The 14,798-nt window shown below is 66.6% G+C and carries 14 protein-coding genes; 7 read left to right on the forward strand and 7 right to left on the reverse strand.

What is annotated here, in order from left to right; genetic code table 11:
* Window positions 1–144 precede the first annotated feature (144 nt).
* From mfd to LO55_RS21775, 4 genes are all read left to right on the forward strand, one after another.
* The gene (gene mfd / locus LO55_RS21760) at window positions 145–3,591 is read left to right on the forward strand and encodes a transcription-repair coupling factor (protein WP_071363082.1); all 3,447 of its coding nucleotides are present in this window, start codon (window positions 145–147) and stop codon (window positions 3,589–3,591) included.
* A gap of 14 nt (window positions 3,592–3,605) precedes the next feature.
* Window positions 3,606–4,454: a phosphoserine phosphatase SerB gene (serB, locus tag LO55_RS21765; RefSeq protein ID WP_071363083.1), complete on the forward strand. Its 849-nt coding sequence runs from the start codon at window positions 3,606–3,608 to the stop codon at window positions 4,452–4,454.
* A gap of 184 nt (window positions 4,455–4,638) precedes the next feature.
* Window positions 4,639–5,958, forward strand: coding sequence for an SGNH/GDSL hydrolase family protein (locus LO55_RS21770; protein ID WP_083415500.1), 1,320 nt, complete (start codon window positions 4,639–4,641; stop codon window positions 5,956–5,958).
* A 94-nt stretch (window positions 5,959–6,052) separates the two neighbouring features.
* On the forward strand, window positions 6,053–6,517 hold the full coding sequence (locus LO55_RS21775) for a hypothetical protein (RefSeq protein ID WP_071363084.1): 465 nt from the start codon (window positions 6,053–6,055) through the stop codon (window positions 6,515–6,517).
* Between the two features lie 81 nt (window positions 6,518–6,598).
* Here the strand turns inward: LO55_RS21775 and LO55_RS21780 are convergent, their stop codons facing one another.
* Window positions 6,599–7,999, reverse strand: a complete 1,401-nt coding sequence (locus tag LO55_RS21780) for an aminotransferase-like domain-containing protein (protein WP_177185560.1) — start codon at window positions 7,997–7,999, stop codon at window positions 6,599–6,601.
* Between the two features lie 135 nt (window positions 8,000–8,134).
* Here LO55_RS21780 and LO55_RS21785 point away from each other — a divergent pair, with 135 nt between their 5' ends.
* A complete protein-coding gene (locus LO55_RS21785; protein WP_005670196.1) occupies window positions 8,135–8,371 on the forward strand; it encodes a hypothetical protein in 237 nt (78 codons plus the stop codon).
* A gap of 62 nt (window positions 8,372–8,433) precedes the next feature.
* Here LO55_RS21785 and LO55_RS21790 read toward each other — a convergent pair whose 3' ends face one another.
* The 4 genes from LO55_RS21790 to LO55_RS21805 all read right to left on the reverse strand — a co-directional run bounded on the left by LO55_RS21790 (window position 8,434) and on the right by LO55_RS21805 (window position 10,998).
* Window positions 8,434–8,820: a cupin domain-containing protein gene (locus LO55_RS21790; RefSeq protein ID WP_005670194.1), complete on the reverse strand. Its 387-nt coding sequence runs from the start codon at window positions 8,818–8,820 to the stop codon at window positions 8,434–8,436.
* Window positions 8,821–8,957: 137 nt separating this feature from the next.
* Window positions 8,958–9,347, reverse strand: coding sequence for a hypothetical protein (locus LO55_RS21795; RefSeq protein WP_071363920.1), 390 nt, complete (start codon window positions 9,345–9,347; stop codon window positions 8,958–8,960).
* 53 nt (window positions 9,348–9,400) lie between these two features.
* Window positions 9,401–10,219 (reverse strand): Mut7-C RNAse domain-containing protein, encoded by an 819-nt coding sequence (locus tag LO55_RS21800; protein WP_071363085.1) that lies wholly within the window; start codon window positions 10,217–10,219, stop codon window positions 9,401–9,403.
* 23 nt (window positions 10,220–10,242) lie between these two features.
* The gene (locus LO55_RS21805; RefSeq protein ID WP_071363086.1) at window positions 10,243–10,998 is read right to left on the reverse strand and encodes a DUF72 domain-containing protein; all 756 of its coding nucleotides are present in this window, start codon (window positions 10,996–10,998) and stop codon (window positions 10,243–10,245) included.
* 131 nt (window positions 10,999–11,129) lie between these two features.
* Here LO55_RS21805 and trxC point away from each other — a divergent pair, with 131 nt between their 5' ends.
* A complete protein-coding gene (trxC, locus tag LO55_RS21810) occupies window positions 11,130–11,567 on the forward strand; it encodes a thioredoxin TrxC (protein ID WP_071363087.1) in 438 nt (145 codons plus the stop codon).
* Window positions 11,568–11,665: 98 nt separating this feature from the next.
* The gene (locus tag LO55_RS21815) at window positions 11,666–12,028 is read left to right on the forward strand and encodes a DUF4870 family protein (protein ID WP_005670185.1); all 363 of its coding nucleotides are present in this window, start codon (window positions 11,666–11,668) and stop codon (window positions 12,026–12,028) included.
* Between the two features lie 34 nt (window positions 12,029–12,062).
* Here LO55_RS21815 and LO55_RS21820 read toward each other — a convergent pair whose 3' ends face one another.
* On the reverse strand, window positions 12,063–13,226 hold the full coding sequence (locus LO55_RS21820) for a cystathionine beta-lyase (protein ID WP_071363088.1): 1,164 nt from the start codon (window positions 13,224–13,226) through the stop codon (window positions 12,063–12,065).
* A gap of 32 nt (window positions 13,227–13,258) precedes the next feature.
* Entirely contained in the window at window positions 13,259–14,707 is a 1,449-nt protein-coding gene (gene rimO, locus LO55_RS21825; protein WP_229410209.1) for a 30S ribosomal protein S12 methylthiotransferase RimO, read from the reverse strand.
* Window positions 14,708–14,798: the final 91 nt, after the last annotated feature.

Below are 14,798 nucleotides of genomic sequence, written 5' to 3' on the forward strand. Positions count from 1 at the left end.
TGGATTCCTTATCGGGCTTTTTCGTAACTTATAATATTACGTTAACGGGGTCGATGCAAGCGTCGGGGCGCACGTGAAGGCGATCCATTGCGCCTTCGTCTATAATTGACGCCTACTTTTGACGCGAACGTAACAGCACGCTGCATGCCCTTCGATCTCAAGAAGCACCTCCCCAAGCCAGGTCACCGTTTCGTCCTGCCGCTGGCGCACGGCTCGTCCGACGCCTATGCCCTCGCCACCGCCGCGCTGGCCCTGAAGGCCACCGGCCAGATGCTCACCGTCGTCGTCGCCAATGCGAGCGACGGCCAGCGCCTGCTCGACGAAATCCCCTGGTTTGCCGACGGCAAGCTGTCCTGCCACCTGCTGCCCGACTGGGAAACGCTGCCTTACGACGCGTTCTCGCCGCACCAGGACCTGGTGTCGGAACGCCTGGCCACCCTGCACGAGATCCGCAACGGCCAGTGCGACGTGCTGGTGGCGCCGGCCACCACGGCGCTGGTGCGCCTGGCGCCGCCCTCGTTCCTGGCCGCTTACACCTTCTTCTTCCGCCAGGGCGAACGCCTGGACGAAGCGAAGCTCAAGGCCCAGCTGACGCTGGCGGGCTATACCCACGTGTCGCAAGTGATGTCGCCCGGCGAGTACTCGGTGCGCGGCGGCCTGATCGACCTGTTCCCGATGGGTTCCGTGCTGCCGTACCGGCTCGACCTGTTCGGCGACGAGATCGAATCGATCCGCACCTTCGACGCCGACACCCAGCGCTCGCTGTATCCGGTGAAAGAGGTGCGCCTGCTGCCGGGCCGCGAGTTCCCGATGGACGACGCGGCCCGCACCGCCTTCCGCGGCCGCTGGCGCGAGCGGTTCGAGGGCGACCCGACCCGCTCGCCGATCTACCGCGACATCGGCAACGGCATCGCCTCGGCCGGCATCGAATACTACCTGCCGCTGTTCTTCGAAGAGACGGCCAACCTGTTCGACTACCTGCCGGGCGATGCTCCAGTGGCCCTGGTGGGCGACATCGACGCGGCGATCCAGCGCTTCTGGCTCGACACCGAGTCGCGCTACCGCTTCCTCAAGAGCGACCGTGAGCGTCCGATCCTGGAGCCGCACGAGCTGTTCCTGGGCGCCGAGCAGTTCTTCACCTGCATCAAGCCGCACGGCCGCTGGAATATCGCGCGCGATCCGGCCGCCCCAGCCTCGGAGCTGTCGGCGCCGATCCCCGACATCGCCGTCAACCGGCGCCTGGACGATCCGCTGACCAATCTGCGCGCCTACCTGCAGCGCAGCGACACCCGGGTGATGATCTGCGCCGATTCGGCCGGCCGCCGCGAAACCCTGCAGCAGTACTTCGGCGAATACAGGCTGGAGCTGGCGCCGGTCGAGGGCTTCGAGGGCTTCCGCCAGAGCGACGCCAGGCTCGCGCTGGGCGTGGCGCCGCTGCAGGCCGGCTTCGAGCTGCTCGACGCCGAATCGGGCCACCTGGTCTTCATCACCGAGACCGAGCTGTATGCGGGTTCGGGCCGGCGCGCCGGCAAGAAGAAGCAGGAAGCGACCAGCCAGGTCGAGTCGATGGTGCGCGACCTGTCGGAGCTCAAGATCGGCGATCCGGTGGTCCACATCAACCATGGCATCGGCCGCTACATGGGTCTGACCAGCATGGACCTGGGCGAAGGCGAGACCGAGTTCCTGCACCTGGAATACGCCAAGGACACGAAGCTCTACGTGCCGGTCTCGCAGCTGCACGTGATCTCGCGCTATTCCGGCACCTCGCCCGAGGACGCGCCGCTGCATACGCTCGGCTCGGGCCAATGGGAAAAGGCCAAGCGCAAGGCCGCCGAGCAGGTGCGCGACACCGCCGCCGAACTCCTGAACCTGTACGCGCGGCGCGCCGCGCGCCAGGGCCACTCGTTCGAGTACTCGAGCATCGACTACGAGAACTTCGCCCAGAGCTTCGGCTTCGACGAGACCCCGGACCAGGCGGAGGCGATCAACAACGTCATCAAGGACATGACCTCGGGCCGGCCGATGGACCGCCTGGTGTGCGGCGACGTCGGCTTCGGCAAGACCGAGGTCGCGCTGCGCGCCGCCTTCATCGCCGTCATGGGCGGCAAGCAGGTCGCGATCCTGGCCCCGACCACCCTGCTGGCCGAGCAGCACGCCCAGACCTTCGCCGACCGCTTCGCCGACTGGCCGGTCAAGATCGCCGAGCTGTCGCGTTTCCGCACTGGCAAGGAGATCAACAACGCGATCAAGGGCATGGCCGACGGCACGCTCGACATCGTGATCGGCACCCATAAACTGCTGTCGCCTGACGTGAAGTTCACGCGCCTCGGGCTGGTGATCATCGACGAGGAACACCGCTTCGGCGTGCGCCAGAAAGAGGCGCTCAAGGCCCTGCGCGCCGAGGTCGACGTGCTGACCCTGACCGCCACGCCCATCCCGCGTACCCTGGGCATGGCGCTGGAAGGCTTGCGCGATTTCTCGATCATCGCCACCGCGCCGCAGAAGCGCCTGGCGATCAAGACGTTTGTCCGCAGCGAAGACGGCTCGATCATCCGCGAAGCCTGCCTGCGCGAACTGAAGCGCGGCGGCCAGATCTACTTCCTGCACAACGAAGTCGACACCATCGAGAACCGCCGCGCGATGCTGCAAGAGCTGCTCCCGGAGGCGCGCATCGGCGTGGCCCACGGCCAGATGCACGAGCGCGACCTCGAGAAGGTCATGCGCGACTTCGTGGCCCAGCGCTTCAACATCCTGCTGTGCACGACCATCATCGAGACCGGCATCGACGTGCCGACGGCGAACACGATCATCATGCACCGCGCCGACAAGTTCGGCCTGGCCCAGCTGCACCAGCTGCGCGGCCGCGTCGGCCGTTCGCACCACCAGGCCTATGCCTACCTCCTGGTGAACGACCTGTCGAACCTGACCAAGCAGTCGCAGCGCCGCCTGGACGCGATCCAGCAGATGGAAGAACTGGGCAGCGGCTTCTACCTCGCCATGCACGACCTGGAAATCCGCGGCGCCGGCGAGGTGCTGGGCGAGAACCAGTCCGGCGAGATGCTCGAAGTGGGCTTCCAGCTGTATTCCGACATGCTCAACGAGGCGGTGCGCGCGCTCAAGGCCGGCAAGGAGCCGGACCTGGCGGCGCCGCTGTCGTCGACCACCGAGATCAACCTGCACGTGCCGGCCCTGCTGCCGGCCGACTACTGCGGCGACGTGCACGAGCGGCTGTCGATCTACAAGCGCCTCGCCAACTGCGAGAGCCAGGACCGCATCGATTCGATGCAGGAGGAGTTGATCGACCGCTTCGGCAAGATGCCGGATGCGGTAAAGGCGCTGGTGGAGACGCACCGCCTGCGCATCGCGGCCAAGAGCGTGGGCATCGTCAAGATCGACGCCCATGGCGAGGCGGCCAGCCTGCAGTTCATGGAACAGCCGCCGATCGACCCGATCAAGATCATCACGCTGATCCAGAAGAACCGCCAGGTCAAGCTGGCCGGCCAGGACAAGCTGCGCATCACGGCCAGCATGCCCGACCTGGCGGCGCGCGTGAACCAGATCAAACAGACCATCAAACAACTGCTCGCCTGACGAGAACGACATTCATGACCACGAACCTGGTACTGCAAGGACCGCAGGCTGACCAACAGACCCTCGAACGCCTGGCGCGGCTGGCCAAGCCGCAACGATCGACCGCGCTCGGCGCGCGCTGCCTGCGCGCCGAAGGCGTCGAATACAGCGCCGCGCTCAGGCAGGAGATCGACGCCGCCGCCTTCGATGCCGGCGTCGACGCCACCTTCATCGCGGCCGGCCGCACATTGGCCGACTTCAGGCTGGTGGCGATGGACATGGATTCGACCCTGATCACCATCGAGTGCATCGACGAGATCGCCGACATGCAGGGCCTCAAGCCGCAGGTGGCCGCGATCACCGAGGCCGCGATGCGCGGCGAGCTCGATTTTTCGGAGAGCCTGACGCGGCGCGTCGCCCTGCTCGAGGGCCTGGACGCGGGCGCGCTGCAGCGCGTCTACGACGAACGCCTGCGCATCTCGATGGGCGGCGAAGCGATGCTGCAGGCGGTGCAGGCGGCCGGCCTCAAGACCCTGCTGGTGTCGGGCGGCTTCACCTTCTTCACCGACCGTCTCAAGCCGCGCCTGGGCCTGGACCACACCCACGCCAACGTGCTCGAAGTCATCGACGGCAGGCTGAGCGGCCGCGTGCTGGGCGGCATCGTCGACGCCGAGGAAAAGAAACGCACGGTGCTGCGCGTGTGTGCGGAACTCGGCATCGATCCAGCGCAGGCGATCGTCATGGGCGACGGCGCCAACGACCTCAGGATGATGGGCGTCGCCGGCCTGTCGGTGGCCTTCCGCGCCAAGCCGGTGGTGCGCGAGCAAGCGAATGTCGCCCTGAATTTCTCTGGCCTGGACGGCTTGCTGAACATTCTCGCCTGACCTTTCTGCATTGCTGTTCCTGGGCATCTGCTGATTTTTAGCTGGCAACCCTGCCCATCAGAAATCCGCACGACGCAGCGCAAACAATGTAAGCGACCGTACCCGCGTCGCATGCGCTCTGCGCTATCGTGGACTGGCGCGCGTACCGCGACCGCCAGTTCTCGACCTTTCTCAGGAGCCCGCCATGTCCCTTCCGGATTCCAGTGTCTCCGACTCCCCTGCCATTCCTTCCACGTCGGACCTTCAGGACGATCATGGCGTCGATCGAAGCCGACGACGCATCCTGCTCGGCGCGCCGGTCCTGGCGGGCGCGCTGGCCGCGCCGATGGCCGACGTGCAGGCCCAGGCGGGCCTGCCCGAGCGTTGGAGCGCGTGCTGGGGCTGCGCGCCGGCCGGCCCGCCGCCGTCCGCCTCGCTGCTGACCTTCACCAACCAGACCTTGCGCCTGATCGTGCGCACCAGCCTCGGCGGCAACCGCATCCGCATCCGGCTGTCGAACGAGATGGGCGATACCGCGTTGCGGCTGACCGGGGCCCACGTCGGCCTGCGCGCCGGCGGCGCCGTCGTCACCGCCGGCACCAGCCGCCAGCTCACCTTCGGCGGGCGCACCGCGGTCACGATTCCAGCCGGCGCGCCGGTGGTGTCCGATCCGGTCTCGCTGCCGGTGGCGCCGCTCACCGACCTCGCGATCAGCCTGTATTTCCCCGGCACGGTGCAGGCGAGCACGATCCATAACGCCGCCTACCAGGCCAGCTATGCCTCGACCACGGGCGACTTCGGCGCCCAGGCCTCGCTCCCGGTCCAGCGCGCCTTCGCCTCCTGGCCCTTCCTCACCGAAGTCGACGTCGACCGCGCCGCGCCGGTGCTGGTGGCGGTGGGCGACTCCGTCACCGACGGCGTGGGCAGCACCTCGAACGGCAACCGGCGCTGGCCCGACTTCCTGGCGCGCCGCATCCAGCTGGAGCTCGGCAGCAATCGCATCGGCGTCGTCAACCGCGGCATCTCGGCCAACCGCATGCTGGCCGATACGCCCACCGCCCTGTTGGCCGGCAAGGACTTGCTGGAGCGTTTCGACCGCGACGTGCTGTCCACCGCCGGCGTAGGCGGGCTGGCGGTGCTGATCGGCATCAACGACATCGTCTACAGCCCGTCGTCGGCGCCGATCCCGGTCGACGACCTGATTGCCGGCTACTTGCAGCTGGTGGCGCGCGCCCACCTGCATGGCATCCCGGTGCTCGGCGCGACCTTGCCGCCCTTCCTCGGCTTCGTCTACTACACCCCGGCGCGCGAGGCGGTGCGACAGGCGGCCAATGCCTGGATGCGCAGCGCGCTGCCGTTCGACCTGCTGGCCGACGTCGACCTGGCGCTGCGCGATCCGAACGATCCGCAGCGGCTGCGCGCCGCGTACGACAGCGGCGACCGCCTGCACCCGAACGACGTCGGGTACGAGGCGCTGGCCGCGGCGGTGCCGCTGGCGGCGCTGTCGTCGCTGATGGGCGCCTAGCGCCCTGCCGCGACGGGGCGCCATGTAACAGGGTGTAATTGCATAAGCACACTGCCAGGGTAGCCCGTATGATGGCAGCATCAGGAGGACCGCCATGAAAAATATCGCCATCATTCTCGGGTCACTCGGCCTGCTGGCCGGCTGCGCCGCGCCCGGCCCGACGTATACCTACGCGCAACCGTCCGATCCCAGCCAATGGCGGGTCGTGTCCGTCACCCCGGTGCCGGTCGGCACCGGCGCCCAGGTCGCGGCCTCCGGCCAGGGCGGGGTCGTCACCTCGACGCCGATCGCCACTGCGGCGCCAGGCTCGGGCTGGACGACGACGTCGGTGACGCCGGTCTATCGCACCCAGCAACCGGTGGTCGTGCAGCAACAACCGGTGTGGGTGCAGCAGCAGCCGGTCTATGTGCCGCAGCCGGTGGTCGTCGAGCAGCCGCGCTACTGGTATCCGCCGATCTCGATCGGCCTGGGCTTCGACTTCGGCCGCAGCAGCTGGCATGGTCACCGCCATCGTGGCTGGGGTGCGAGTATCGGGACGCGCTGGCCTTACGGCTGGTAAGCAACAAAGAAGAAACAAAGCCGGCGCATGCCGGCTTTGTCGCCTTTATGCCCGGCTCACTGATCATTGTTGCCTGGGCAGTCAAACCACGGCAGCGCTGAACGACTCCGGCCGCCGCGCAAGCAGATGAGACAGCCGTTGAAGACCCGCCTGCAAACGTCCACGGTCCTTGATGCTGCCCAGGGAAATGCGGATCGCGTTTACGGCTGCGCCGCCGGTGGCGAATGTTTCCGCCGGCGTGACCGCAATGCCCTCGCTGTCGGCCGCCCGCGCCAGCTGCGAGGAGCTCCAGTACGCCGGCAACTCGAGCCAGACATGCAGGCCGTCACCGAGGCCGCGATCGCGCCCCGCCAGGATATCCCGCGCCATCCGCTGGCGCAGGCGCGCCTCGTTTCGCACGCCTTGCATCAATCCATCGGCCGAACCGTCGAGGATCCACTGGGTCGCCAGCGCGGCGCTCAAGGGACCGACCATCAGCGCGAATGACCTCAGCGCGGCCAGGAAACGTTCACGTTCGTGCGGATCGCGGATCAGCACGAAAGCGACACGCAAGCCGGGCGTCAGGCATTTCGACAGGGTCGAGACGTAGAGCACCTGTTCCGGGGCGAATGTGGCGACAGGCGGTGGCGCAGCGTCGGCCAGGAGCCAGTAGGGATCGTCCTCGAGGATGCGCACATTGCAGCGCTGCGCGACCGCGGCGAGTTCCTTGCGCCGGCGTTCCGGCATGGTGACGGCGGTCGGGTTCTGCAGCGTGGGATTGAGGTAGACCAGCCCGGGCCGATGCCGACGGCACGCCTCCTCGAGCATCCCGGGCACCATCCCGTGCCGGTCCGCTTCCACTGTGACGATATGCCGGCCGAACTGGGTCGCGGCGGCGCGCAAGCCGGGATACGTCATCGGCTCCGCCAGGATGACGGCGCCGGGCTCCGTCAGCGCCAGGATGGCGGCGGCAATGGCCGCTTGCGCGCCCGGACAGACGACGAGCTGGCCGGGATCGAGCTGCCCAAACATCGGTGCGAGCCATGTCGCGCCGGCCTTGCGGTCGGCGTCGCTGCCTCCGCCCAGGTGATACGTCATCAGCAATTCACTGTCCGCACTCATCAACACCTGGGACACACCTTGCTTCATCAAATCGTCGAAGTCCACGCCAGCCGGCGGCGGCGGCGTGTTCATGCTCAGATCGAGGATCGGGTTCAGTTCGACTTTCGGCGCCGCGACATACGTGCCCCGGGCGCCCCGACCTTCGAGCAAGTTGCGGCGCCTGGCTTCATCGTAGGCGCGCGTGATCGTCGTCAAATCGACGTGCAACTGCGCTGCCAGCTGGCGCTGCGGCGGTAGACGATCGCCCGGCTTCAGCGCTCCATCCACCAGCGCCGCCTGCAAGGCATCGGCAATCTGTAAAAAGCGGGGTCCGCCGTGCACGGCCAGGCGCGGCAACCAGACTGGCGCATCTTCATCTTGTATGGCTTTCAACTGGGACATTTTGTCTCGATGTATGGAGATTGCTTTCAAGTAGTATGCCTCAACACGCTGGCACCTACGCCATACAAATCAAACGACCCGAGGCTGCGTTCCTCGATTCAGTGTCAAGTAAATAGCCGGGAAGTACTCAACATCATGGAATGGATCCCTGTCGTCTTCGTCATCTTCAAGGGACTCGTGCTGGGCACGGGCATGTTCTTCGCCATCAAATGGCACTACGACCAGGGGAAGAAAGGGAAGATCGAGGAGAGGCGCGCGGTGCTGCGCGCGGCGGCCAAGGTGGCCGCCATCTTCGTGCTGTCGCTGCTGGGGCTGGCACTTCTCACCTACGTCATTGTCACCAGGCTCAGTCTGGACCTGGGCCTGTCATGACGACGGCGGCGAGCGCCGGGAGCGGCTCGCTGCCCTCCCGGTGTTGTGTCGCCTACTGAGCATCAATGCCCGTGCTGACGCTCGTACTCGTCCGCTTCGGCCTTGGTGGCGTGGATGATGCCATCCGGGTGCTCCGGCGGGGTGTACAGGGTGTACAGACGCATCGGCTCGGTCTTCGAGGTATTGATGACGTTGTGCTCGGTGCCGGCCGGAATCACCACGGCGACGCCGTCTTCCAGCTTGTGCTCTTCGCCGTCCAGCAGCGCCACACCCTCGCCCGCTTCGACGCGGATGAACTGGTCGTGGCCATCGTGGTGCTCGAGGCCGATCTCCTCGCCCGGCTGCAGCGTCATGATGACCAGCTGGCTGCGCTTGGTGGTGTACAGCACTTCGCGGAAGTTGTTTCCTGCAAGCGTTTTTTCTTCAATATTGATGCTATAGCCCGACATGGGATTCTCCAGGATGCTGCGCGCAGGAACAAAACCGCGCGCGGTGGTTCACGGGCGGCCGATGCCGCTCTGTCATCGATTGTATAAGAGCCGGACGGTTCGCGTACAGGCCAGGCCCGCAGCGCACCCATTGCGCGTCAGCCTGCGCCAAACAGGTCATGGGCATCGAGGATCGCCCAGGCGATCTCGGGCCGCTCGGCCAGGCGGCGCCGCACCGCCGCCGGCACCGACTGGCGCAGCTTCTTGCACAGGCCCGGACGCTCCTCGAGCACGATCAGGATGCCGCGCACGGTGCGCACCTCATTGGGGCCGGGCGCGATGCGCAGCTCGCTGCCGACGTTCTTGCGGATCAGGTTTTGCACGTGCCGCAGGTCGGCATAGCTGTCGACGCGTTCGATGCGCTCGATCAGCTTTTGCTCTTGCTGGCGCGTGATCAGGAGGGGACGCTGGTCGGCCGCCGGGTCGGCCAGCACCCGTTCGCGCTCGCACACGCAGGCGCCCGGCGGGCATTCGACCCGCAGGGGCATGCCGGCGGTCAACGCCGGAGAATGGGATGAGGCTGCGGCAGAGGTAGTCACGCTCACGGATGGAAGTCGGATTCCTCCGGCGATTCTACATCGGCAAAGTCGTCCAGGGGGTCTTCGCTGCGCTGGCCGACCGCCGCCAGCAGCGCCGCCATGCGCTGGTAGTGCGAACCTTTCCAGTAAACCCGCCGGCAGTTGTCGCAGGTGGTGAAGCTGTCGTGCAACGCGCGCACCGACGCCGGCAGGCGATCGAGCACGCTCGCCTTGTCGACCGCGCTCAGCGGCAGGTTGCAGTGCAGGCAGAGCGAGAACGGACGCGCGCCGCCGGCCAGGTCGAGCCGCCCGAACAGCTCGCGCAGCTGCTGCGGCGGATCGAGGGCGTGGATATAGCAGCCGTGCACGATCGAGCGCCGCTTGAGCAGCTCGCGATCGCGCGTCAGCACGATGCGGTCGTCGCGGTCGGCCAGGTCCTCGACGTGGTCGTCGTGGTAATGGTTGTCATACAGCGTGTCGTAGCCGGCCATGCGCAGCAGGCGCGCCATGCCGCCCAGGTGCGCGTCGGCGACGAAGCGCATGCGCTCGCGCGCGCGCTCGCGCAGCCGCTCCGGCCCCACGCCGCCATGCGGGCCGACTTCCAGCAGCGCGAAGCGCGAATACACGGCAACGTGGTCGCCATCTTCCAGCATCCGGTCGAACCCGCTTTCGGCCCCATTGACCAGCACCATCTCGACCTCGGTATGCGGCACGCCGAGCGCCTCGATCATGTGCTTGGTGGTCGACCGGCGCGCGCAATCGGCGGCGAAGGTGCGGCCGCGCCGCTCGCGCGGCAGGAAATCGCTTAGTTCCTGATAGAAACGAAAAGTCGCGGTCACCATGATGCCAGCAGTATCGCAAAATCCTAATTTACCTGCACGACCTGTCCGTGCATCAATTCCAACGCATTCGGGACGGACGCGCCTTCCGCCGTATTGTCGAAGATGCACCATACTTTGCGCCCCTGGGAAACTAGCGCATCGAATTCGGCGCGCCAGCGTGCGATCTCTTGTTGCGGATAGCGCGAGTAATAGATGCGCGGCGTGCCGTGCAGGCGCACGTAGACCTCGCTGTCGCTGGTGGGCTCGTGCGGTCCCGGCTGGCCGGCGGCCGGATCGGCGATCACGCGGATCACGCCGCACTCGCGCAGCAAGTCCGTGGCCGGCTGCGAGAACCAGCTCGCATGGCGCGCCTCGAAGGCGATGCTGCAGGCAAAGCGCGCGCGCAGGCCATCGAAGAAGGCGTGCGCCGGCGCGTCGGTGAAGCCGAAGCGCGGCGGCAGCTGCACCAGCAGGCAGCCGAGCTTGTCGCCCAGCATGCCGGCTTCGAGCTGGAAGCGGTCGAGCTGCTCGTCGACCTCGAGCAGGCGCGCCTCATGCGTCATGGCGCGCGGCACCTTCACGGCGAAGCGAAAGTCGTCCGGGACGCTCGCGGCCCAGCGGGCATAGGTTTCCGGCTTGTGCGGCTTGTAGAACGAGGAATTGATTTCCACCGTGGGGAAAACGGCGGCATACCGTTCCAGGTGGCTTCCCTCGACGGGAAAAGCGTCGGCACAAGCCTTGGGCAGACTCCAGCCGGCGCAGCCGACGAGCAGGCGCCCGGGCGATTCGGTTTGAGGCATGGGACTTTCGTGGTCGTGTCGTTTCCCCGATTCTATGCAAGTCGGGCCGGGCGCGGCGCATGGCTGAGGCGGCGACGGGATTGCGCGGCGCCGCTTACAATACCGTCATCGCACACCGAAGGAGAACACCCATGAGCGACCCGCTCCACGTCGTCTGCCCGCACTGCGATGCGGTCAACCGCATGCCGCAGGCGCGCCTGCAGGACGCCCCTACTTGCGGCAAATGCTCGCAAGCCATCTTCAGCGGCCGTCCGCTGGATGTCGACAGCGCCCGCTTCGAGCGCCACGTGGGGCGCAACGACATCCCGGTGCTGGTCGACTTCTGGGCCGAATGGTGCGGCCCGTGCAAGATGATGGCGCCGGCGTATGCCCAGGCCGCCCAGCGCCTGGAACCGCGGGTGCGCCTGCTGAAAGTCGATACCGAGCGCTCGCAGGACCTGTCCGCACGCTTCGCGATCCGCAGCATCCCGACCCTCGCGCTGTTCAAGGGCGGACGCGAGATCGCGCGCCAGTCGGGCGCCATGGATGCCGGGCGGCTCGCGGCCTGGGTCCAGCAACATGTAGGCTGAGTCCTTCGTGATTCCGGCCGGCATGACCCGGACCCGCGCGATCGACGCTGCTACAATGGCAACGAACGGGGCCGATCCCGTCCTTATAAGGAGCCACTATGTCGCAAGAACTGGTTTTGGAACGAGGCGTCGAGGACAACAAACAGTGGGCGCGCATCCTGTACGTCATCCACGCGCTGACCTTCTTCTTTTCGCTCGGGATGCTGTCGATCGTCCCGGTGATCATCAACTACATCAAGCGCCCGGAAACCGCGGGGACGATGGTCCACAGCCATCACACCTGGATGATCCGCTCGTTCTGGTGGTACGTGGCCTGGATGGCGGTCGGCGGCGTGCTGTTCATGACCGTGATCGGCATTCCGATCGCCTACCTGCTGTGGTTCGTGGTCTGGGTGTGGAAGGCCTACCGCCTGGTGCGCGGCTTCCTCGACCTGAACAGTAACCGGGCAATGCCGGTTTAAAAACGAATGGGGCCGACCAGGCCCCATTTTCAGTTTACAGCTGGCCGAACGCCCGTTCCAGATCGGCGATCAGGTCGCCTGGCTCTTCCAGGCCAACATTGAAGCGCACCAGCACGCCGGGATCGACCCACTTGTCGCGCAGGCTCTTGATCCGGTACGGCATCACCAGGCTGTTCGGTCCGCCCCAACTGTAGCCGATGCCAAACAGCGTCAAGGCGTCGACCATGCGGTCGACCTGGGCCTCGTCGTAACGCGGATCGAACACGACCGAGAACAGTCCGCCGGCGCCCGTGAAATCGCGTTTCCAGGACGCGTGTCCAGGGCAATCCTCGAACGCCGGATGCAGCACCTTGCTCACTTCGGGGCGCGCCTTGAACCAGGCCGCCAACTCGCGCGCGCTGGCGTCGTGGCGCTCGAAGCGCAGCTTCATGGTCGGCAGGCCGCGCTGCACCAGGTAGGCGTCGTCCGGGCTCACGCCCATGCCGAGCCGCATATGCGCCTGGGCGATGCGGTCGTTCAGCGCCTTGTCACGCGTAATGACCGCGCCCATCAGCAGATCGGCCCCGCCCGACTGGTACTTGGTCAGCGCATGCATGACGATGTCGACGCCGTGGTCGAAGCCGCGCAGCGCCAGCCCGGCCGCCCAGGTGTTGTCCAGCGCGACGAGCACGCCGCGCGCATGGGCCGCCCGGCACAGGGCCGGCAGGTCCGGCACTTCCATCGACACCGATCCCGGCGCCTCGGTCCACAGCAACTTCGTGTTCGGCCGGATCAGCTCCGCGATGCCGGCCCCGATCATGGGGTCGTAGTAGCGCGCCGACACGCCGAAGTCCTGGGTCAGCCAGCGTCCCAGCTCGCGGTTCGGGTTGTAGACGTTATCCGGCAGCAGGACGTCGTCGCCGCTCTTGAGCAGGGCGAAATCGATCATCGCGATCGCCGCCAGGCCCGAGGGCGTCAGCAGGCAATGCGCGCCGCCCTCGATCTCGGCCAGCTTGGCCTCGAGCGTAAACGTGGTCGGCGTACCGTGCAGGCCATAGGTATAGGCCTGCTTGTCGCGCCACTCGGTCGAGCGCATCGCCGCGGTGTTCGGAAACAGCACCGTCGATGCGCGGTGGATGCCGGGCGGGAAGGCATCGAAGCCGCTCGGCGCGACGTAGTCGCTATGGATCAGGGTGGTCTGGATCGACTTCTCGTTCATAGGACTCGCGCGCCGGGGTTGTGATGAATGCTTCAGAGCGGGTTAGCCCACAGGTCGTGGGCGTCGGCGCGGGTCACGACCACGTCGGCGAACTGGCCGACCGCCAGCTTCTGCTTGCCCGGCACCAGCGGACGCTTGATATGGACCACGCCGTCGATTTCCGGCGCATCCGCAGCCGAGCGACCGATCGCTTCGCGCGGGCCGACTTCGTCGACCAGCACGCGCAAGGTCTTGCCGACCTTCGCCTGCAGGCGCTTGGCCGAGATTTCCTCTTGCAGCAGCATCACGCGCGCGCGGCGCTCCTCGCGCACTTCTTCGGGCACCGGATTGGCCAGCTCGTTGGCGGTCGCGCCTTCGACCGGCGAATAGGCGAAGCAGCCCAGGCGGTCGATCTGCGCTTCCTTCAGGAAGTCCAGCAGGTATTCGAACTCGGCCTCGGTCTCGCCCGGGAAGCCGGCAATAAAGGTCGAGCGGATCGTCAGGTCCGGGTTCATGCGGCGCCAGTTGAGGATGCGCTCGAGGTTCTTCTCGCCGCTGGCCGGGCGCTTCATGCGCTTCAACACATCGGGGTGCGCGTGCTGCATCGGGATGTCGAGGTAAGGCAGCACGTGGCCGTCGCCCATGAACGGGATCGCCTGGTCGACGTGCGGGTAAGGATAGACGTAGTGCAGGCGCACCCACGCATCGTACTGGCGCGCCAGCTGGCCCAGCGCTTCGACCAGCTGCGTCATGTGGGTCTTGATCGGACGGCCATTCCAGAAGCCGGTGCGGAACTTGACGTCGACGCCGTAGGCGGACGTGTCCTGCGAGATCACCAGCAGTTCCTTGACGCCGGCCTTGAACAGGTTCTCGGCCTCGAGCAGCACCTCGTCGATGCGGCGCGACACCAGGTCGCCCCGCATCGACGGGATGATGCAGAAGCTGCAGCGGTGGTTGCAGCCTTCGGAAATCTTCAGGTAGGCGTAGTGCTTGGGCGTGAGCTTGACGCCGTGGTCCGGCACCAGGTCGATGAACGGGTCATGCGGTTTCGGCAGGTGCAGGTGCACCGATTCCATCACCTCGGTCACGGCGTGCGGGCCGGTCACGGCCAGCACCTTCGGGTGCACCTTGGTGATGATGTCGTCGCCCGCGGCATCCTTCTTGGCGCCCAGGCAGCCGGTGACGATCACCTTGCCGTTCTCGGCCAGCGCCTCGCCGATCGCGTCGAGCGACTCCTGCACCGCGGCGTCGATGAAGCCGCAGGTGTTGACGATCACCAGGTCGGCGCCGTCGTACGACTTGGCGGTCTGGTAGCCTTCGGCGCGCAGCTGGGTCAGGATCTGCTCGGAATCGACCAGCGCCTTCGGGCAGCCGAGCGAGACGAAGCCGACCTTCGGCGCAGTCACACCCGCGGCTGGCGTCGGGATGACGATGGCTGGGGCTTTCGCGGCGGCCGCGATGCTGCTGGAGTTGGCAGAAGGATTACGACGGAGTTCAGGCATGGGCGGACGACAAATGATTTGGGCAATCCGCGATTGTACCTGAACCCGGGGGCCCGGTGGGAGCGCCGGGCCGGTGTGTTGCAGCGCTGTG

The organism is Massilia timonae (assembly GCF_001866515.1).
Lineage (GTDB): Bacteria > Pseudomonadota > Gammaproteobacteria > Burkholderiales > Burkholderiaceae_D > Telluria > Telluria timonae.